This window comes from Hyphomicrobium sp. (assembly GCF_035548195.1).
Lineage (GTDB): Bacteria > Pseudomonadota > Alphaproteobacteria > Rhizobiales > Hyphomicrobiaceae > Hyphomicrobium_B.
In genome coordinates this window covers 62,121-82,171 of the sequence record NZ_DASZTY010000037.1, presented here as the reverse complement: position 1 = coordinate 82,171, position 20,051 = coordinate 62,121, and the positions used below count along the sequence as shown (strand labels likewise).

Below are 20,051 nucleotides of genomic sequence, written 5' to 3'. Positions count from 1 at the left end.
GTGCGCAGCGCCCTCACCCATTAATCGTCATTCGGAAACCCGTCGCGAGGGCGGTTAGGAGGCGTATCCCGTCCGGTGTGCGCCATCAGCCGCAACCGGATCTCGTCCCAGGAGCGCGGATTGGAGAGGTTGAGTTCACCCAGCCCCTGGCGCACATGCTTGAGTTGATCGCGAAGCTCTTGCTCACCCATTTGCAACCCATCGTCCGCTTGCGCCGCGCTCTCTATCTCGTCGATGAGATAATCGATAAGATGCATCTCCGGGAAGAGCATCAAGAGTGCAAGATCGTTTCGGATCTCGTCTATCGCGAGATCGAGCAATTGCAATTTAGCGGTGTCGCCGCCGATTTGATCCTGAATGACCCGATGTGAACGCTCTAACTTGGCGTCTTGCTCTTCATGAAAATGACGAAGCAGCTTGTCGAGCAGTTCATTGTTTTTTCGTTGTGAAACGAGAGCGCGCCAAGCTTCGCGCACGCCATGCCGAGAATCTTCCGACGAAAGCCTCTGCTGCACGAGTTCGTTCGAGAGACTGATTGCGTACAGCAATTCATCCTTGAAGTGCGATTTCCACTTTCGTTGTTCGTCCTCTGTCATGCCCTGGTACTGCGGAAGCGCCGGCGCCGGCTTCTCCAATTCGCGGGGCCGAGGGTCGAGAGCCAATTCCGGCTGCGCGGTGCGCAGTCTTCCGCCGTCAAGCGCTGGGCGTTCTGGCACGCCTTCGACGCGAGCACGGTCATAGCCGTAAGACGAAGACTCCGGCGCAGTCGCGCGGATCGTCAAAAGAGTCTCGTAAAGTGTCGGCCGAATGTAATAGCGGTCTGTGATCTTCAGATCCGGAGTCACCGCTTTGACGGCCGAGCCCGCATTCATCACGCGACGCACGACACGCGAGTCATATTCGCTGGCGATATCGGTCAAAGTCACCATTGAGGTGAAGCCTTCCGTCTCGCGGATCGGTTCCAGTGTATTGAGCACGATTTCCGAATGCTCGCGCGGATGCGGTGCCAATGCCGCCGAAACGAGCTGATCGAGCCGCGCCCGATCCTTCGCCGACGCATCTGTCTTGAACTGTCTATCGACGACGCTTGAAAGGTATTCTCGTAGCTCGCTGCGAACGCGGTAACGCTCTGGATTGTGGCTGACCGTCTCAACCGCGCCGAGGTCGGCACCAGCCGTCAGAACCATGCGCACGCGATCGGCTTGCGAGCGCTCCATGTTGCTAAAATCCGCTAGCGCCGAGAAACCGTCCTGATTGGTTATCGGCCGGAAAGCCGTCAGCGTCAGCCACGCCGTCTCATAGGGATGCGCCCCGAGCGCCGCGTTGATCGTCGCTTCGAGTTGCGAGCCGGATCTCGACCGGTATGTCGGAATATCGGAAAGCGGCGACCGCACCGCGTTGGCGCCGAACAATCCGGACATGAAGATCAGGCCGTCAAGGCCGATCGCAATGGCTAATGCGAGATACGCGAGGCGGTTGCCGTCCTGAAACGCATTTAGCGTCACCACGAATCGATGCGCTTTGTCATCGCGCGAAAGTTCCATGCTATTGATCTTCGAGCGAAGTACAGCCGTGTCCTTGCTCGGCAATGCACTGTCCGAGAGACAACGCCGCGCAAAGGCGAACAAATCGTCTGTCGATTTGTTTTCGACGAGCTTGTCGCCGCCGACGCATGTGTCCTGGAAAATCTTCGTTCCCGATTGCAGCGCGAAAAGATTGGACGCAGCATCGGAGACGGCCTTCGGATCACAGTCGATGCCTTTAAGAAGACCCTTCGTCTCCGGAGTCGCCGAAAGCGCGCCATAGATGTCGTTGCACATTCTTTGAATGCCCGCGAGACGCGTCGCGGTGGGCGCAGCACGAAAATCCGATTTTGCGCGATCGAAAGCCGGGATGATCTTCCCCGGGTCAATCTTGGGACCGTCTTCGTCCTTCACATCGCCCGCGAGATTGATGCGCTGTTTGGCAGTCTCGGCTTCGCCTTTATACTTGGCGAGATCGCCATCGAGCGTCGCCAGCTCCGTGTCGATTGCGGTCAGTCGCGATTCGACCGTGTTTAAGCGTTTTTGCGCATCCCGCATGCGTTCGGCCGCGACTTGCGCCGCCCCCTGCAGAAGCGCCAGTTCACTCATGCGCTGGCGATAGATCGGACCGCGGCCTGCTTTCAGCGTGCCTTCGACGCCCTTGTCTTCCGCGAGCGCCTCCACGCGCTTCGCATCGACCTGTTTCATCTTATCGTCATAATCGGCTTTCTTCGTTGCATAGTCGGCGGCCAGCTCAGGCCGCTCAGCAGCAAGCCGCGACTTTTCGTCGATCAGCGACGTCTTACGTCCGGCAAGCCCTGCCTGACCGGCTTCGGCCGACGCGATGCGCTCCTGCTGCTCTTTCACGGCACGGCTGCGCGCTTCGATCTGCGCATTCACGTAGCGTTCGATCGCACCTTGCGATTGCGTCGCCACCTGAGTGATGGCGTTGAGTTGGTGCTCGTAATCTTTCCAGGCGTTGGTCGTAAAAATCTCTTCCGCGAGGCTCGCGCGGCGAGCCGCAAGTGCCTGCTCGATATCCGAAACGACACCCGAAACCTGGTTTTGAGCCCGAAGCTCTGCGGCTCGGGCGCGCTCGGACGGTGGAAAGATCGCCGTGAAGAAACTGTCGAACGAAAAGAAGACGCTTGTCGCCATGCATGCGAGAAACATCAGCCACAGCATTGAATTGCGGATGATCACACGCACGACCTGCACGTACGGCCGAACGAGGTCGTTGGCGGCATAGAGTACAAATAGCGCGACCAGCAGGAGGCCGCCGCCCAGCATCAGAAACTTATCGCCCGCTCTCGCCCAGCCGAGATCCTCGACATTGGCGTGCTTGACGTCGGTCTGGCCCGTCCACTGCAGAAACAGCACGAACCCAATGACGAACAGCAATAGCCCGATGAAGCTGCCGAGCCAGGGCTGTGCCGCGGCGCTGACAAGGGACGATTCTCCAGGGCGGGCCCGGACATTCATGCCGGTCGCGAAGCTTTCGCCGATCAGCCATGCGACGATCAGCATGATGCCCTGGATGCCGAATGTCACCATGCCGGAAAGCAGAGCTTCGCCGGTGAAATTATACATGCCCTCCCAGGTGCGCCATCCGGCGGCAGCGGAGAGGACGATGCCGGTCGTGCCAAGAAGCGCCAGCCGCCAATTCGTGAAGACCGTTTCTTCGATTGTTTCGCGAAGTCGGCGCGCGACGCGCGTTCGGAGCAGAAGGGTAAAAATGCCGATCAGAAAGATTGCGGTGCCAATCGGCCGAGCATTTTCGACGAGTTTATCGATCAGAAACTTGACGTCCATCCGGGGCGGTTTCCCAGCTATCGCTATGGCGAATCTCGCGAATCATAGCCCGTCAAACCCAAGTAGAGGACGGGCCGCATTGGCGGCAAGATTAAGATCAATTTGCTCCCCACATCAAAATACTTGGAAAATTCTTGCCGGCTGGGGAGTGCTCAGAGGCAGCATGTGGGCCAGTTTGCGATAAGATCAAGATATGGCGCATATAATAATCTGCCCCGGCGACTTGAACGGAATAGCCGTCGATCACGACATGTTATATTGTCCGCGCGCGCCCGAAACAGCCATTGTGGCCAGATTGGATGAGGCGGCGGTCCAGAGGACGCTCATGACGGCAAACGCAAGCGAAGATCAGCGCGTCCGGGAACGGGTAAAATCGTCCGTTGACCGCGCTACCGTTATTTTCGCAGAGAAAAACATTCGCTTCACGGATCTTCGCCGCAAGGTGTTCGAGGAAATCGCGTCAACGCAGGCAAGCGTCGGTGCCTACGAGGTGCTCGATCGCTTGGCCAAGAAGGGGACGCGGTTGGCTCCGATTTCGATCTATCGCGCTCTCGATGCGCTCCTCGAAGCCGGTGTGGTCCACCGCCTAGAGAGCAAGAATGCCTATTTCGCCTGCCGCCAGCTCCATAAGCCTCGGACTGGAAAACGCCCGATGTTCCTCAGCTGCGAAAAATGCGGTTCGGTCCAGGAAGTTGACGGCGACGAGATTTTCCGCGCCATAGATGCGGCTGCCCACGGCGCACATTTCGAGCCGCGCGTCCGCTTCGCCGAGGTCTCCGGCACGTGCCAGGAATGCGCGACGCGGCGCAAAGACTGACCAGGCTCACAGTGGAGATGTCACTTTTGTCGTCAGGTCACGCTGCGCATGCTCGACCGGTCCCGGCCATCTCAAGCGCGCAGCCGGCATGCGATCACGTGCACGATCACGAACGCCCGCCCGCGGCCGATGCGCTGATCTCGGCGCGCGATCTATGGTTCCGTCGCGGCGGTCGCGACGTGATCGCAGGCGTCAACCTGGATGTCCGCCCGGGCGAGATCGTGACGCTCATCGGCCCGAACGGAGCGGGTAAGACGACGCTGGTCAGGCTCGTCCTCGGGATCGAGAAACCCGATCGGGGGGGCATCGTCCGGCCACCGTCCACGCGCATCGGCTATGTCCCGCAGCGGTTCGACGTCGATCGTGCTATCCCGATGACCGTCGAGGGATTTTTGGCACTTGGCGGCACCCCTTCGAAGGATGAGATCGAAAGCGCCCTTGCGGAGGTCGGCGCGCTCCGCACTATGCACCAGCAGTTATCGCGGTTGTCGGGCGGTGAGACGCAGCGCGTTCTGATCGCGCGCGCATTGCTGCGCCAGCCCAACCTGTTGATCCTCGACGAGCCCGCCCGCGGAGTCGATTTCGCGGGAGAAGCGGAATTCTACGAATTGGTCGGAAAATTGCGCGACCAGCGTCACCTCGGGATCTTACTCGTCTCGCACGATCTTCATGTTGTGATGGCCAAGAGCGACCGCGTCATTTGCCTCAACGGCCACGTCTGCTGTTCAGGAAAGCCCGAACACGTCTCCCAGCATGCAGAATACGCGCGCATCTTTGGTCCGAAGGGTGCGGCCGCGCTTGGCGTCTATCGCCATCACCACGATCACGCGCACGACCTGACCGGCGAACCGATGTCACTCGGCGAGGGGCATCCGGATGATGCGGAATCCGAAGGGCGAGGGGCTTAAGTGTTTTCCTGGCCTGAGCCTTTCATTTGGCGCGCGCTTTTTGCGGCTGTCGGCCTCGCAATCATTGCGGCGCCGCTTGGCTGTATCGTCGTCTGGCGGCGCATGTCGTACGTGGGCGAAACCTTGGCACAAGCCGGTCTTTTGGGCGTGGCGTTGGGGCTCGCCTTAAATATTGACCTGACGCTTGCCGTCGTTATCGCGGCCATTGTGGCGGCCGGTATTCTGACTGTTCTTGGCCGCCAGCAGCTCGTTCCGCTCGATTCCGCCCTGGGCTTAACCCACCACGCGACGCTGGCGCTCGGCATCGTCGCGATCGCGCTCGCGAAAGGGCCGGGCATCGATCTGATGAGCTATCTGTTTGGCGACGTATTCGCGGTGACGCGGAACGACCTCGTTTGGGTCTATGTCGGAGGTGCAGCCGTTCTCGGCGCCGTGCTGTATCTCTGGAAGCCGCTCGTGCGCTTATCCTTGCACGAAGATTTGGCGACCGCAGAAGGCGTCAATCCGAAACTGCCGCGCGCCGCTTTCGATCTTCTGCTGGCGGTGGTCATCGCCGTTGCCATGAAAATCGTCGGCATTTTGCTCGTCATGGCATTTTTGGTCGTTCCGGCTGTGGCCGCCCGGCCGCTATCGTCGACTCCCGAGCGTATGGCTGTGCTTGCCGCCGGAATCGCCGTGATGAGTACAATTTTCGGACTTTGGCTGTCGCTTTCCAGCGATTTGCCGGGCGGCCCCAGCATCGTGATTGCGATGTGCACCGTCGCGGCCATATCGCTTCTGGCGGGAAGCCGCAGACAAGGCTAGAACGTCGCCGTGGGGCATTGAGAGGTTTTCCGATGTCGCTTGGCGACAGCATCACCATGAAGCCGCGTCATAAAACGGTCGCGGTCAATGTTGGCGGCGTGACGGTCGGCGGCGGGGCGCCCGTCGTCGTTCAATCGATGACCAATACCGATACTGCCGATGTTGCTTCGACGGTGAAACAAGTTGCCGATCTGGCGCGCGCCGGTTCTGAACTCGTCCGCATCACGGTCGATCGCGACGAGGCCGCTAAGGCCGTCCCACACATTCGAGACGAGCTGAGAAAGCGCGGTGTCAACGTCCCGTTGATTGGGGATTTCCACTACATTGGCCACAAGCTGCTCGGAGAAAACCCGCCATGCGCCGAAGCGCTCGATAAGTATCGCATCAATCCTGGCAACGTCGGTTTCAAAGACAAGCGCGATCGCCAGTTTGGCGCTATCATCGAAACGGCACTACGTCACAACAAACCGGTGCGCATCGGCGTCAACTGGGGCTCTCTCGATGCCGAGCTTCTCACGCACTTGATGGACGAGAACGCCAAATCTGGCGAACCGATGCCAGCCCGCGCGGTGATGCACGAAGCAATGGTGCAGTCGGCGATACTCTCAGCCGAGCGCGCGGAGGAAATGGGCCTCGGCGCCGATAAGATTATCGTTTCCGGCAAGGTGTCGTCGGTCCAGGACCTGATTGCCGTCTACCAGATGCTGGCCCAACGCAGCCGTTACGCGCTGCACCTCGGACTCACCGAAGCGGGCATGGGATCGAAGGGCATCGTCGCGTCGTCCGCCGCAATCGGCATTTTGCTGCAGAACGGTATCGGAGACACGATCCGCTTCTCATTGACGCCCGAGCCCGGCGGCGATCGTGCTCAGGAGGTCCGTACGGCGCAGGAATTGCTGCAGACGATGGGGCTCAGATCGTTCGTTCCGGTCGTCGCCGCGTGCCCCGGTTGCGGACGAACGACATCAACCGTCTTCCAGGAACTTGCGCGCGATATACAAGACATGATCCGTGACCGCATGCCCGATTGGAAGACACGGTACCCCGGCGTCGAAACGCTGAACTTCGCCGTTATGGGCTGCATTGTGAACGGGCCGGGCGAAAGCAAGCATGCCGACGTCGGCATCTCGCTCCCAGGCACCGGCGAACAGCCCGCCGCGCCCGTCTTCATCGACGGCAAAAAGGCGATGACCCTGCGGGGCCCCAACATCGCCGCAGAGTTCAAAGCGATCGTCGAGGATTACATCGAACGACGTTTCGCGGCACCCTTGACGGCCAGCAGCGACGCCGCTGAGTAAGCGAGGCGCGAATTCCCAATTTTTGTTTACGATCTCAAGAGTTAACCGACATAAATACGACCCCGCCGGCGTTTTTGCGACGATCGTTCGCTCGCGCCGGTATCTGCCGTGCGCTAATAGTGACGGGCTTATAACCCCATCCGCGAGGGACCCAAGCGAGGGCCAGCACGTTTGCGGGGTGTCGCCAGCCGTTTGCCACGAAGGATAGCCTTCCGCATGAGCGATAGAAGCAGCACGTCCGAACGCCACCTCGTAATCGGCGCCGGCCCGGTCGGTCTGGCAATGGCCGCGGCACTGAAGCGTCGCGGGATTCCGTTCGACGTTGTGGACGCAGGTTCGGGCGTTGGCGGAAACTGGCTGCACGGCGTTTATCGCTCTGCCCATATCGTCTCATCGAAGAAGGCGACGGAATACACCGACTATCCGATGCCGGCCGATTTTCCGGATTTTCCCTCGGCTGATCAAATGCTCTCCTATCTCACAGCGTTCGCCAACGATCGCGGACTGATCCCTCACTGCGAGTTCAACAAAAGCGTTTCCGCCGCGTCACCCGAAGAGAATGGCCGTTGGACGGTGAAGTTCGTGGACGGCGAAGAGCGAATCTACAAGGGCGTTGTCGTCTGCAATGGGCATCATTGGGACAAACGCTATCCCGAATTGCGCGGGACGTTTACCGGCGAAATTTTGCATTCGAAAGATTATCGCGATGTCTCGCAGGTCGAAGGCAAGCGCGTGCTTGTCATCGGCGGCGGCAACTCCGGCGTCGATATGGCGTGCGATGCCGGACGTTTTGGCAGGAGCTGCGATATCAGCCTAAGGTCAGGCTACTGGTATTTGCCGAAAACATTTTTGGGGCGTCCACTGACGGATATCCCACTCTGGGGTCTGCCCATCTTCATCCAACGCGCGATTCTCAAGGCAATCGTAAAGCTCAGCATCGGCGATTACCGCCGCTATGGTTTGGCGTGGCCAAATCATAAGCTCTTCGATCGTCACCCGGCCTTCGGAACCGATCTTCTAAGCGCCATACGGCTAGGCCGCGTAAAACCGCGCCCAGGAATAGATCACGTTGATGGACAGACCGTGACGTTCGTCGATGGAACGACCGGCGTTTATGACATGATTATCGCCGCAACGGGCTTTCACGCATCCTTTCCATTTCTTCCTGAGGGATTGGTCCAAGTTAAAAACAACGTCGTGCAGGTCTACGGCGGTGCATTTCCGGCGGGCATTCGCGGACTTTATCTCGTCGGCTGGGCGCAAGCGCGAAACGGTTTCGGGCGTCTCATAACGCCATTGTCGGATCTTTACGCCCGCATGATCGCCATGCAGGACGAATTGGAATTTCCGATCGGCACGTTGATGGAGCGGTCCTTCACGCAACGCTTGCCGACGACGCACCTCGTCGATCCGGAAAAGTCGCGGCGCGAAATTCGTCTCGCGCATTGGGTGCTTCCGCTTCTCAAAATGCGCGACAGAAGAATGGCTCGAAAAGAGGCATTTGCTGCGGAAAAGGGCCGCATCCCTCTTCGGGCTTAGTGCAGCACAATGGACAACCCGTTTTTCGGGCTCCCGCGAAATGCTCGCAACCGAGCAAACGATTTATGACATAGCTGACATCCGAATCGCGCATCGGATTTGCCGCATTGGAACCCTATATCGAGGCGACGCGTTGTTGGGGGCAACGAGCCAATGACGCTCAGTTCTTACGGGGTAAATCAATGAAAGCGCATAAAGCGAAGTGGATGCTGCTTGGCAGTGTTGCGACTTTGGCGGCTGCAAGCGGAAGCGCCATGGCCGCGGATCTCGGACCATATCAGCCTTATAACCCTCCGCCGCCTGAACCGGCACCAATCTATCAGCCCGCCATTTGGGATGGCGCTTATATCGGCGCGAACGGTGGTTATGGCTGGTCTAATGGCGGACCGACCGAGCCGGACGGCGGCTTCGGCGGTGGCCAAATCGGCTACAATTGGCAGAGGGATCGCATCGTTTTCGGCTTGGAAGGCGATATTCAGGGCGGCGACATTAGCGGCACCGCTTTTACATTCGACGGTGACACCGCCCGGTCGAATATGGATTGGTTCTCGACTGTGCGGGGCCGCCTTGGCTTTGCGAGTGGCCCGTGGCTCATCTACGCAACGGGCGGCGTCGCGTTCGCCGATATCGATAATCGCGTGAATCTTGTCGGAGCGCCTTCATTCCATGACGATAGCACGCAGACGGGTTACGCCGTCGGCGGCGGCGTCGAATGGGCTTTCGCACCGAAGTGGAGCCTCAAGGCCGAGTATTTGTACCTCGGCTTTGGCGACGACAATCTCCACAATGCCGACGGTGATACGTTTAAAGTCAACAACGATGTTCAAACCGTGCGCGTTGGCCTGAACTACCACTTCTGATCTGCATCACTTGAAAGCTTGAGCCCTTGGCTAGCTGTCGCGGCGTCCCATGTATCGCGCAGCCTCGGCCAGGGGCTCTGCTTTTGCATCGAATGAACTTAGGGCCGCGATCGCACTATTGATTGACGCATTGAGATGCGCGCGCGCTTGCTCAATCCCTAGCAAACCGACGAGCGTCGCCTTGCCCGCGGCAGCATCCTTTCCCGTCGCTTTACCGACCTCGGCAGCCGTTCCCTCAGCATCGAGTAAATCGTCGCTGATCTGAAAGGCGACGCCGAGATGCTCGCCATAGCTTTTTAAGGCCGCAGCATCTTTCGCTGAAGCTCGGCCTAATATCGCGCCCATTTCACACGCGACCGTGATGAGTTTGCCGGTCTTCATCGACTGCAGGCGGGTTACATCTGCGACGGTAGCAGTGGGCTGATCCGGAAGATTCCCGGCCTCAAGATCGAGCATCTGCCCGCCGACCATGCCGATCGGCCCGGAAGCGACTGCAAGCGCATGTACAAGTTCCGCGCGTACGGCCGCATCGCCCTGTCGATGCGCATCGCTGGCGAGTTCGAAAGCCAGCGATTGCAGCGCATCGCCCACGAGAATAGCCGTCCACTCATCGTAGGCTTTCCAAACCGTCGGCCGCCCGCGGCGAAGCTCGTCGTTGTCCATCGCCGGAAGGTCGTCATGCACGAGGGAATAGCAATGGATGCATTCGAGCGCAGCGGCGGCAGGTAGTGCCACGTCCTGCGGAACGCCGAACAGTGCGGCGCTTTGAAATACGAGAAATGGCCGGAAGCGCTTGCCCCCTGCAAGTACCGCGTGGCGCAATGCTTCCGCCAGGCGAACCGGGGTGCCAGCGGCACGCTGTTCCTCTAAAACATTCGAGAGAAAAGCCTCAACGGCTATTGCGCCATTGCCAAGCTGGGTCAGAAATTGTGACACTACCCCCTACCTTCCTCGTGTGGCCCAGCCGGTATGCGAGTCGGCACTCAACATGGCCATTGTTCGGTGCTACCGGCCGACGCGGTATCGCACTGCAATCGGCATAAGCAAAGCATGGATCGACAGCGGGACGCACCCCAGCCATCTGCCGCGCTGCCTGCCGCCGCCACACCGGCAGAGGAAGCGCCATTTGCGGCCTCTCCTGAGAACGGAACCGCTGGTAACTGTGAGGGTCTGGGCCCGTTGAGTCCGCCGCTGCCGTTGCCGCCGCTGGCCTTTCGCGAACCGGAACGGCCGGAGGTCGTCGACAGTGTACCGCCGCCGGCGCCGATGCCCCCCCGCGTCTTTCTTCGTTCCGGTCCCGCCTTTGCAAATTCCGCAACTCGGCAAGCAGACTCGCTGCATCCGCGCGTTGCAACAACCGAACCGCTTTCCGCGATAGAATCCGTTTTTTCCGAAATCGACGCCGAGGCTTCAACAAGATCCCTCACCGCCGTCGAAGCCGATACTGCCGGACCGTCGACCGTCGGCGATTTGTTGCCCAAGCGGGCAGCCCTCGCGACCGCCCCTCCCGACCTCGGGAGTCTCGTGCCCGGCGCCCCTCGATTGGAAATGCCACGTCAGCACGGGGCAAGCACCTTTAAATCTTTCGTTCCGGAGCCCCGCGTGCGCCCGGACGTGCTTCCCGTTTCGCCTGAATATCGGCTGGATCGGCAAGCCCGTTACGGTCTACTCGCGCGCCGCCTCATACGTATAGTCGCCTGGGCCTTAGTCGGATGGTTTGCCGTCGTCCTGGCTCTAATGATCGTCTATCGCTTCGTCGACCCACCTGCCTCGACGCTTATGCTGCAACGTTGGCTTGCCGGTCAGAAAGTCACGCAGATGTGGGTGCCGATCGAGCAAATGTCGCCGAACATCATTCGTGCCGTCATCGCAAGCGAGGACGGCCGGTTCTGCGAGCACCACGGCGTCGATTTCGGGGCGCTTCAGGAGGCCGTCGAGGAGGTAGGAACCAGATCGGCACGCGGCGCCAGCACGATTTCGATGCAGGTCGTCAAGAACCTGTTTCTGTGGACGTCGAAAAGCTATGTGCGCAAAGCGATCGAGCTGCCTCTGACGTTCATAATGGAGCTGATCTGGCCCAAACGGCGGATTATGGAAGTCTATCTCAACATCGCCGAGTGGGGCCCGGGCATCTTCGGAATCGAAGCCGCGTCGCAATTTCGCTTTCATAAGAGCGCCAGGACATTAAGCGCGGGCCAGGCGTCCCGTCTTGCCGTTGTCCTGCCAAATCCCATAATCCGGAACCCGGCTAGACCCGGCCCCGGTCTGCAGCGGCTGGCGCGGGTGGTCCAATTTCGTATGCGCATCACCCCCTACAGCCGGACAAGCTGCGTTCTGCCGCGCCGCCGACCCTGACCGGCCCGCGACCAAATTGTCGTCCCGGAGGCCCGAATTACAGGGGGACTGGCGTTTCTTTGGGATTTTGCGTATAAGCCGCGCCCTGGGTTCTGAGCGTCGCGCCAGCGCGGCGTTGCTTGGCCAATCCGCAATCAATATACCGTTCGGCATTTCCGCCGCGAGTTCGGCGGCTCCGTTGCATTTGCGCGGGGTCAAATCTGGAGCAAGACGATGGCAGTTCCGCGCAAGAAAACATCCCCGATGAAGCGGGGTCAGCGGCGTTCCCATGACGCGCTGAAGGCGCCGGCTTATGTCGAAGACAAGGACAGCGGCGAGCGCCGTCGGCCGCATCATATCGACTTAAAGTCGGGCAAGTATCGCGGCCGTCAAATTCTGCCGCCCGCTGCCGAAGAATAAGCGCGCACTTATGACCGCCATAAATCGGACAGGCTGGCGTCCTTGATGCTGGCCTGTTGATTTTTGGTCGCAGTCCGTTGCTTGGCAAATCATGGACACCGTGCCAAAAAGCCGGTCATGCCCCAGGCGGGGCCTAACGTCAGGAGAGCCCTATGTCAGTTAGAGCCATTCCGCTCTTGGTCCTCGCCTTTGTTCTCTACAACGCTGTCGTCATGTCGTTGGGTCTCGAAGCGCTAGGCAAGGAGATCTTTCACGTTCGGCTCCTGAGCGGCGGCGATTGGATTTTCACGTGGGGCGATTTCATTCTGCTTGTGACGCTCGTTCTTCTTTTCATCGAAATTGTGAAATCGACATTCACGACGACATCGACGCTGATCGATCATGCGCTTTCGATGGTTGTATTCATGGCCGTCGGGGCTGAGTTTCTCACCGTCCCGCAGGCGGCAACGTCGGTTTTCTTCCTGATTTTGATCGCGACGCTCATCGACGTAATCGGCGGCTATACGATCGGCATTCGCGTCGCCCGGCGCGATCTTAACATCGGCGCCGACCAATAATGGGCACAACCTTAAAGGTTGTGCATTAAGTCTGGAGAAACTGATCCGCTTGATTACAGTTTTTCAAAAAGCGTTAGTCTATAGAGACTAGCGGCCTTTATTTTCGGCACTGATAACCACACTGAACGACGTTCCGCTCACGGTGAGCGCACATACGCATTCGAGGTTCGAGCTTTGGCTTCCCCGACCAACGTCCCCGGACAAGGGCAGGAGGGAGACGAGGGAGGGCAAGCCCAGCCTGACCCGCATCGCGAGCGTGGTTCGCTGGCCGAACACGACCAATTCGATCTTGTCGGCATTCTTTCGTCAATCGAAGAGACAGCGTATGCCTGGGACCTGGTCTCTGGACGCATCGATTGGGAGAGCAACGCCGGCGCAGTGCTGGGCGTTTGCGATCTCGACAAAATCTCAACGGGTGCAGGATATCACGCTCTGATCGCGCCGGAGCACCTCAATGACAGACTCGAAGTTTTTTCCCGTGGCGTTGCAACCGACCGTGTGCGCGGCGTCGCTTTCCGTATTCAATATCGGCTGAACCCGAAGGGCGGGCGAAGTCGCAAGACGATACGCGTTGAAGATCATGGCCGTTGGTGGCCCGGGCCGGACGGTCACCCCGTGATTGCGCGGGGCGTCATAAGGGTAGTCCAGGACGAATACCTCGAACAGCAACGCTTGCTCATTCGCAACGACTTCGATGAACTCACAGGCCAGCTCAACCGCATTCGATTGACCGAGGCGCTCGGTGCTGTATTCACCCGCATTGAGCGCGATCCGCAACCGTGCGCGTTTTTGATGCTTTCCGTGAATAATCTGGCGGTCATCAACGACACGTTCGGCATCGCAGTCGGCGATGAGGCCATCGCAGAAGCGGCACGCCGAATTCGCGCCAAATTGCGTGGGGGAGATGTTCTCGGCCGCTATTCGTCGAACAAGTTCGGCATCATCATGCTGAATTGCGGGGCGGATGCCGTTCGCACAGCGGCCGAGCGTTTCCTGAAGGTCGTCCGCGATACGACGATCAAGACATCGGCGGGACAGCTGTCGATTACGGTATCGATCGGAGGCGTGGTTATCCCGGACCAGGCAAACGGCATTCAGGATGCTGTGAACTTTGCACTGCGCGCTCTGGACGCCGCACGATCGAAGCGGATCGATTGTTTCGTGCTTTATAAGTCGGTCCCGGGCCACGAAAGTCTACGAGTACGCAACCGAGCGATCGCGGACAGCGTGATCGAGGCGCTCGACGACAATCGCATGCGGCTTGTCCTGCAAGCGATGGTGTCGGCGAAAACAGGGAAACCCGAGATATACGAATGCTTGCTTCGGATGGAAAAGCCCGACGGCCAGTTTATATCTGCCGGCGAGTTTGTGCCTGTTGCCGAACAACTCGGACTTTCGCGCCTGATCGATCGCAGGACACTTGAACTGACGATCGACCTGCTGAAAAAGCATTCCGATCTTATTTTGTCGCTGAACGTGTCTGGACTGACGTGCTCGGATCGCGAATGGATCGCTGCGCTGCGGAGACTGACCGATGGCCGCAAAGATCTTCTGAACCGGCTTATTGTCGAAATTACCGAAACCGCGGCGATTGAAGACCTCAACCAGTCGATCAATTTTGTGGATACGCTGAAGGAACTCGGTTGCCGCGTTGCAATCGACGACTTTGGAGCCGGCTACACCTCCTTCAAGAACTTGAAGGTGCTCAACGTCGATATGGTCAAGATTGACGGTGTCTTCGTCAAAAACCTCGCGAACGATACGTCCGACCAGATCTTCATCAAAACGATGGTCGATCTCGCGCGCAAGATTGGTATGGAAACGGTCGCCGAATGGGTCAGCGACGAGCAGTCGGTGAAGCTGCTGACCGAGGCCGGCATCACTTATATGCAGGGCTTCTATTATGGCATGCCAATCGATGCGGAAGACTACGTGTCCGACCGCTGAACCATGGTAGATCCCAGCCGGCGCCTAGCGATGACCCCGCTGCATGCCGCAGGCGAGATAATCAGGGCCGCGACTGCGACAGCTTTTCGATTTTCTGCTGCATGGCCGAGAGTTGAGATTTGAGCTCGTTGAGCTCATCGCGGCCGCCTTCCGGCGTCGCGTTCTGCGCCGGAGCGTTCTGCTGGTCGGCCGGCATTGCGCCGCGCTGCCCACTTGCTGCAGTTCCAAACGACGCCCACATCGACATCGCTTGTTCGAACATCGCCATGTTTTGCCGCGCCTGCTGCTGATAAAATTCGAATGCCGCAGCGGGGTTCGAGAAAGCCGTCGCGAACTGCTCGCGGAACCGAACCTGCTCCTTCGCCAAATGCTCAAGGCTGAATTGAAGATAGCTTGGTACCATCCGGGCGATGCTATCGTCATAGAAGCGAATGAGCTGCCGTAGGAACGGAATAGGCAAAAGAGCCTGTCCGCCTTCGCGGCTTTCCTGCTCGACGATGATCTGCGTCAGGACCGCATGCGTGAGGTCGTCGCCGTTCTTGGCATCGTAAACGACGAAATCACGATCGCTTCGCACCATCTTCGCAAGGTCTTCAAGCGTGACGTACGTGCTGGTCTCGGTGTTATAAAGACGCCGATTCGCATATTTCTTGACAACGACGGCTTCGCGTTTCGGAGCCTGTGCCTGAGGTTCTGGGTTGCTCAACATCGCGTTCGCGTTCTCTTCCCGACGGTTAAGGGCGCCTGTTGCTGCACTGCGGCAGCGTACCACACCATATAGGCTGCCCGCCAGCCGTTTCTGTCACTCTTTTGGGCGGGGCGAGCCCAACGCAAACGGGCAGTCTAGGCAAGAGGTCGCAATTGCCGAAAATAGCCACACACTGCAAAGTGATTTACGCTTTCTGACACCGCAACGAACCGGCGTCGCGCGAGGCAAACGACAATATCTCAAAGAAAGAAGCCCAGGGAGGGGCGATAATGAGCGACGATTCTTCGACGATAGTAATCGCGAGCGCGGCACGGACACCCGTCGGCTCGTTCAACGGCTCGCTGGCGTCGCTGCCTGCCTCCAAATTGGGCGAAATCGCGATCAAGGCCGCTCTGCAGCGCGCCAACGTTCAACCGGGTGACGTATCCGAAGTTATCCTTGGACAAGTTTTGACAGCCGCGCAGGGTCAAGGTCCCGCCCGTCAAGCCTCCGTCGGCGCAGGCATCCCAGTGGATTCGCCGGCCTGGAGCGTCAACCAGATTTGCGGCTCTGGGCTTCGTGCCGTGGCCCTCGGCATGCAGCAAATCAAAACTGGCGATGCAACTATTGTCGTCGCAGGTGGCCAGGAGAGCATGAGCCGGTCGAACCACGCTGCTCATATGCGCGATGGCACCAAGATGGGCGACATGAAACTCATCGACACGATGGTCAAAGACGGCCTCTGGGACGCTTTCAACAACTATCACATGGGTACGACGGCGGAGAACGTCGCCCGTCAATGGCAGATCACGCGCGAAGAACAGGATAAATTTGCCGTCGCTTCGCAAAACAAAGCTGAAGCTGCCCGAAAGGCAGGCAAGTTCAAGGACGAGATCACGCCCGTAACCATCAAGACAAAGAAGGGCGAGACGGTCGTCGATCAGGACGAGTATATCAAGGAAGGCGTTACGCTTGAAAGCGTGGCGAAGCTCCGCCCGGCCTTCGACCCGAAGGAAGGCACGGTCACGGCGGCCAATGCATCGGGCATTAACGACGGCGCCGCCGTCGTGGTGTTGATGACGGCCGAAGAAGCCAAGAAACGCGGCATCAAGCCTCTCGCACGCATTGTCTCGTGGGCGACGACCGGCGTTGATCCATCGATCATGGGCACCGGCCCGATCTCCGCTTCCAAGAAAGCGCTCGAGAAAGCGGGTTGGTCGGTGAAAGACCTTGACCTCATCGAGGCCAATGAAGCATTCGCCGCTCAGGCGCTCGCAGTGAACAAAGGTCTCGGCTGGGACACGGACAAGGTCAACGTCAACGGTGGCGCAATTGCTATCGGCCATCCGATCGGCGCGTCGGGAGCACGCATCCTCAACACACTGCTTTTCGAAATGCAGCGCCGTGACGCCAAGAAAGGCCTTGCAACCCTTTGCATCGGCGGTGGTATGGGCGTCGCCATGTGCGTCGCCCGCGACTGACAAAAACTTTGTGCAGCCTCATGAGGCAAATGTGGCTGCACCCCTTCCACCGAATTCTCACAAAATAGAAAAGCCAGGGAGAAAACGTTATGGCACGGGTCGCCCTCGTCACCGGAGGCACGCGCGGCATTGGTCACGCGATATCGATTGCATTGAAGAACAGCGGCTATCGTGTCGTTGCGAGCTACGCCGGCAATGATGCAGCCGCGCAGCAGTTTCAGGCTGAGACTGGCATCCCCGTCTACAAATTCGATGTCGGCAATTACGAAGCGACGGAAAAAGCAATCCAGCAAATCACGAAGGACGTCGGTCCGATTGAAGTGCTCGTCAACAACGCGGGCATCACGCGCGATACCATGTTTCACAAGATGACGAAGCAGCAGTGGGACGAGGTTATTGGCACAAACCTCAACAGCCTGTTCAACGTGACCCGCCAGGTTTGGGAAGGCATGCGCGCCCGCAAATTCGGCCGCGTCATCAACATCTCATCGATCAATGGTCAGAAAGGTCAGATGGGCCAGGTCAACTATTCGGCGTCGAAAGCAGGTGACATCGGTTTTACGAAGGCATTGGCGCAGGAAGGTGCCCGCGCAGGGATCACCGTCAACGCCATCTGCCCGGGCTATATTGCGACGGAAATGGTCAAGGCTGTGCCGCAGGAAGTTATCGAAAAGAGTATTCTGCCACACATCCCCGTCGGCCGCCTTGGCGAGCCCAGCGAGATCGCGCGCTGCGTAGTCTTCCTCGCATCCGACGACGCGAGCTTCATCACCGGATCGACGCTGACGGCCAACGGCGGTCAATATCTGGCGAGCTGAGTTTTTCGCAATCGCAGAAGCCGGAAATTCAAATGGCCGCCCCGAAAGGGCGGCCATTTTTGTTTCGCGAAATTATTGGAGCGTTGGAAGCGAGACCCGCGATCCCGCTTCTTCAACCCCTGAAACGCGATCTCACGATGCGCGGAAATTCTTCTTCCGCCTGTGTTTGCGCGTAAGGGTTCGCGCCGCGTGGGTCCGTGTTGCGCTGGCCCGCAGGCTGGCGCCCCTCATCAAGGCTCCACCATTGATCGCCCGTCTGCGGCACTTGAGCGGTTTTGGAGAGTTGGGGGGCAGGAGCCGCCGCCGGTGCCTGCGCGCCCCGCCCATACGACAGCGCGCGCTGAGACCCCGTTGGCTGCGGCGCCGAGAACCACGCTTCGATCAAATCGAGTTCGTCGGCCGAAAGACTGAGGCCTTGGCTACGGCAACGCGCGACGACGAAGGTGCGGAAGCGGCTCGCAAACAGCGTTGCCGATGTGCCCTGTTCGAACCAGGGATCGCTTTCGCTGATGACATCGTAGATAAACCGAAGGTCATCACGCTTGATATCGAGCCCGTACTCGCGGGCGCGCTGCGTGATGTTCACCAGCGTCTGCGCGCCCTGGAGCCCATTCGCCGTAATCTCTTGAGACATGACGTCGAAGAGCACGCGATATTCCGCAGGCGCGAGAGCAGGCGCCTGGCAGGCCTCGTGGATGCGCGCGATAGACTGCTGAATCTGGGTCGCTTGATCGCCGTTGCGCGATTGCGGCTGCGCGGACATCGGCGGCGGTGTCGGCGAGGCTGGCGCGCGCGGCATGTCGCGCGGCTGGCTGGGTTGATAAGCGGTCTGTTGCGACGGTGGTGGCGCTATCGGACGCTGAGCCTGCATCGGTTGGCGGGGCGCTTGAGGGGCCGCAGCCGAAGTTGCCTCGCTAGGCCGCGAGGAGATCGGCGGTGCAGGTGGTAATGACCCCGCACTCGAAGGCGCATAACGCGTCTGCGGCGTCGCCGAATGGTAGGGACTCGACGGAGGCGATTGCTGCTGCAGCGGTGCGGCGGGCTGCGCCGGCTTTTGCATCTCAGATAGCGGCGAACGGCTCAGCGTCTGCGCGTCTGCCGAAAGCTCGGAGGGCAATTCGCGCGTTCGCGGCTCCGTGGCCGGGGGCGCGAGCTGCGGCGCGATCAATCCGGCAGATGAAATGTGCCGGTTGCCGTCAAACACGGTATAGGGCGCCGTATCGCTGAGATGGATGTCTTCAGGCAAATCGGCCAGTAGGAGGTCGCGGAACGATCCGTAGCCGCCCCAATTGGTGCCGATTGTCTTGTCACGCCCGATGACGCGGACGGCCCGATCCGCAAGCGTTTCGAGCGGCACCGCCTGCGGCGCGCCGCGCACGAAATCCACCACCTCGGTAAGGATCGACTTGCGCGCTGCCTCAACGTCGATGACCGGCGTGGAAGTCTGAGCCGAAATCTCGCGTGGACTTTCACCTGAGATCGCGCGTGTATTTGTCAGCATCGCGATCAGGTTGGACTCGCGAATTTCGCCGTCGCTGATTGCGGTATAGGGCTGCGCCGTGTGATCGTTCGCAAAAACGATCGTACGCCGGGCATGGGCCCGAAGCCGATGCAACAAAGGGGTGAAATCGGCATCGCCGGATAGGATGATGAACTCATCAAAGTGGGTGTCATGATTGAGAATGTCGCGAACGTCCATCACGATGCGGATGTCCGCCGAGTTCTTCAACTGAGCCGTCAATGGCGGGCAATCGATCACCTCGAAGCCAGCGCGCAGGAAGTGATGCCGGATGAACGGGAATGAGTTCATATCCGTCGAATTATCGTGCGCATTGCGGCGCGGGACGGGATTGCCATAGCAGCGGTTCATCGCGATCCGCCGTTCCGACGCAGCAAGAAACGGCGATGTCGACGTGATCAGTTCACCCGAGACGATGCCCTGCAGCCAGATGCTGCTGTCTTTTGCGAAGCGCTTCGCGGCGTCTTCGTTTTTGCGCTTCAGCGAAAGATAGATGTTGTCGTAGTCGACAAACACCGTGGTTAGGACGGGTCCTGAGGACTCGCGTTTCATGGACTGCAACCCCCGTGTGAATCGGAACTTGATTCGGGGTCAATGTTGACGAGTCTGAGGCCGCCAGCAAGCAGAGCCAGCTAAGCCGATATGCAAAGAGACAAATAAGCCGTGGATGGAAGGCGGATGCGCCACGCTTGCCGAAATCGAGTCTGGGGACAGCGTGTGGATGAC

The 20,051-nt window shown here is 59.2% G+C and carries 16 protein-coding genes; 12 read left to right on the top strand and 4 right to left on the bottom strand.

What is annotated here, in order from left to right; translation table 11 throughout:
• Window positions 1-20 precede the first annotated feature (20 nt).
• Window positions 21-3,335, bottom strand: coding sequence for a hypothetical protein (locus VHB22_RS15455; RefSeq protein ID WP_325457880.1), 3,315 nt, complete (start codon window positions 3,333-3,335; stop codon window positions 21-23).
• Window positions 3,336-3,660: 325 nt separating this feature from the next.
• Between VHB22_RS15455 and VHB22_RS15450 the strand changes: the two genes are divergently transcribed.
• The 6 genes from VHB22_RS15450 (at window position 3,661) to VHB22_RS15425 (ending at window position 9,561) form a co-directional block, all read left to right on the top strand.
• On the top strand, window positions 3,661-4,152 hold the full coding sequence (locus tag VHB22_RS15450; protein WP_325457879.1) for a Fur family transcriptional regulator: 492 nt from the start codon (window positions 3,661-3,663) through the stop codon (window positions 4,150-4,152).
• A 98-nt stretch (window positions 4,153-4,250) separates the two neighbouring features.
• Window positions 4,251-5,060, top strand: coding sequence for a metal ABC transporter ATP-binding protein (locus tag VHB22_RS15445; protein ID WP_325457878.1), 810 nt, complete (start codon window positions 4,251-4,253; stop codon window positions 5,058-5,060).
• Window positions 5,061-5,864, top strand: coding sequence for a metal ABC transporter permease (locus tag VHB22_RS15440; protein WP_325457877.1), 804 nt, complete (start codon window positions 5,061-5,063; stop codon window positions 5,862-5,864).
• Between the two features lie 32 nt (window positions 5,865-5,896).
• A complete protein-coding gene (gene ispG / locus VHB22_RS15435; RefSeq protein ID WP_325457876.1) occupies window positions 5,897-7,162 on the top strand; it encodes a flavodoxin-dependent (E)-4-hydroxy-3-methylbut-2-enyl-diphosphate synthase in 1,266 nt (421 codons plus the stop codon).
• A gap of 216 nt (window positions 7,163-7,378) precedes the next feature.
• Window positions 7,379-8,701 carry an NAD(P)/FAD-dependent oxidoreductase gene (locus VHB22_RS15430; protein ID WP_325457875.1) on the top strand — a complete coding sequence of 441 codons (1,323 nt, stop codon included), beginning with the start codon at window positions 7,379-7,381 and terminating at the stop codon, window positions 8,699-8,701.
• Window positions 8,702-8,883: 182 nt separating this feature from the next.
• Window positions 8,884-9,561, top strand: a complete 678-nt coding sequence (locus tag VHB22_RS15425; RefSeq protein ID WP_325457874.1) for an outer membrane protein — start codon at window positions 8,884-8,886, stop codon at window positions 9,559-9,561.
• Between the two features lie 30 nt (window positions 9,562-9,591).
• Here VHB22_RS15425 and VHB22_RS15420 read toward each other — a convergent pair whose 3' ends face one another.
• Entirely contained in the window at window positions 9,592-10,497 is a 906-nt protein-coding gene (locus tag VHB22_RS15420; RefSeq protein ID WP_325457873.1) for a farnesyl diphosphate synthase, read from the bottom strand.
• Between the two features lie 114 nt (window positions 10,498-10,611).
• On the opposite strand from VHB22_RS15420, the gene mtgA reads away from it, so the two are divergent.
• The 4 genes from mtgA (at window position 10,612) to VHB22_RS15400 (ending at window position 14,819) form a co-directional block, all read left to right on the top strand.
• Complete coding sequence (gene mtgA / locus VHB22_RS15415; protein WP_325457872.1) at window positions 10,612-11,916, top strand: monofunctional biosynthetic peptidoglycan transglycosylase; 1,305 nt, start codon at window positions 10,612-10,614, stop codon at window positions 11,914-11,916.
• A 213-nt stretch (window positions 11,917-12,129) separates the two neighbouring features.
• A complete protein-coding gene (rpmF, locus tag VHB22_RS15410; protein WP_325457871.1) occupies window positions 12,130-12,315 on the top strand; it encodes a 50S ribosomal protein L32 in 186 nt (61 codons plus the stop codon).
• Window positions 12,316-12,467: 152 nt separating this feature from the next.
• Window positions 12,468-12,872 carry a hypothetical protein gene (locus VHB22_RS15405; RefSeq protein WP_325457870.1) on the top strand — a complete coding sequence of 135 codons (405 nt, stop codon included), beginning with the start codon at window positions 12,468-12,470 and terminating at the stop codon, window positions 12,870-12,872.
• A gap of 174 nt (window positions 12,873-13,046) precedes the next feature.
• On the top strand, window positions 13,047-14,819 hold the full coding sequence (locus VHB22_RS15400) for a GGDEF and EAL domain-containing protein (protein WP_325457869.1): 1,773 nt from the start codon (window positions 13,047-13,049) through the stop codon (window positions 14,817-14,819).
• A 61-nt stretch (window positions 14,820-14,880) separates the two neighbouring features.
• Here the strand turns inward: VHB22_RS15400 and phaR are convergent, their stop codons facing one another.
• Window positions 14,881-15,528 (bottom strand): polyhydroxyalkanoate synthesis repressor PhaR, encoded by a 648-nt coding sequence (phaR, locus tag VHB22_RS15395; protein WP_325457868.1) that lies wholly within the window; start codon window positions 15,526-15,528, stop codon window positions 14,881-14,883.
• Window positions 15,529-15,797: 269 nt separating this feature from the next.
• Here phaR and VHB22_RS15390 point away from each other — a divergent pair, with 269 nt between their 5' ends.
• Both VHB22_RS15390 and phbB read left to right on the top strand, forming a co-directional pair.
• Window positions 15,798-16,988: an acetyl-CoA C-acetyltransferase gene (locus tag VHB22_RS15390; protein WP_325457867.1), complete on the top strand. Its 1,191-nt coding sequence runs from the start codon at window positions 15,798-15,800 to the stop codon at window positions 16,986-16,988.
• Window positions 16,989-17,077: 89 nt separating this feature from the next.
• Window positions 17,078-17,806 (top strand): acetoacetyl-CoA reductase, encoded by a 729-nt coding sequence (gene phbB, locus VHB22_RS15385; RefSeq protein WP_325457866.1) that lies wholly within the window; start codon window positions 17,078-17,080, stop codon window positions 17,804-17,806.
• Between the two features lie 112 nt (window positions 17,807-17,918).
• On the opposite strand, the gene VHB22_RS15380 is transcribed toward phbB, so the two are convergent.
• The gene (locus tag VHB22_RS15380) at window positions 17,919-19,877 is read right to left on the bottom strand and encodes an NYN domain-containing protein (protein ID WP_325457865.1); all 1,959 of its coding nucleotides are present in this window, start codon (window positions 19,875-19,877) and stop codon (window positions 17,919-17,921) included.
• Window positions 19,878-20,051: the final 174 nt, after the last annotated feature.

Coding starts and splice junctions, on each gene's coding strand:
- VHB22_RS15425 (WP_325457874.1), top strand. CDS start 8,884: ATGAAAGCGCATAAAGCGAAGTGGATGCTGCTTGGCAGTGTTGCGACT.
- VHB22_RS15450 (WP_325457879.1), top strand. CDS start 3,661: ATGACGGCAAACGCAAGCGAAGATCAGCGCGTCCGGGAACGGGTAAAA.
- VHB22_RS15380 (WP_325457865.1), bottom strand. CDS start 19,877: ATGAAACGCGAGTCCTCAGGACCCGTCCTAACCACGGTGTTTGTCGAC.
- VHB22_RS15455 (WP_325457880.1), bottom strand. CDS start 3,335: ATGGACGTCAAGTTTCTGATCGATAAACTCGTCGAAAATGCTCGGCCG.
- VHB22_RS15430 (WP_325457875.1), top strand. CDS start 7,379: ATGAGCGATAGAAGCAGCACGTCCGAACGCCACCTCGTAATCGGCGCC.
- mtgA (WP_325457872.1), top strand. CDS start 10,612: ATGGATCGACAGCGGGACGCACCCCAGCCATCTGCCGCGCTGCCTGCC.
- VHB22_RS15405 (WP_325457870.1), top strand. CDS start 12,468: ATGTCAGTTAGAGCCATTCCGCTCTTGGTCCTCGCCTTTGTTCTCTAC.
- rpmF (WP_325457871.1), top strand. CDS start 12,130: ATGGCAGTTCCGCGCAAGAAAACATCCCCGATGAAGCGGGGTCAGCGG.
- phbB (WP_325457866.1), top strand. CDS start 17,078: ATGGCACGGGTCGCCCTCGTCACCGGAGGCACGCGCGGCATTGGTCAC.
- phaR (WP_325457868.1), bottom strand. CDS start 15,528: ATGTTGAGCAACCCAGAACCTCAGGCACAGGCTCCGAAACGCGAAGCC.
- VHB22_RS15390 (WP_325457867.1), top strand. CDS start 15,798: ATGAGCGACGATTCTTCGACGATAGTAATCGCGAGCGCGGCACGGACA.
- ispG (WP_325457876.1), top strand. CDS start 5,897: ATGTCGCTTGGCGACAGCATCACCATGAAGCCGCGTCATAAAACGGTC.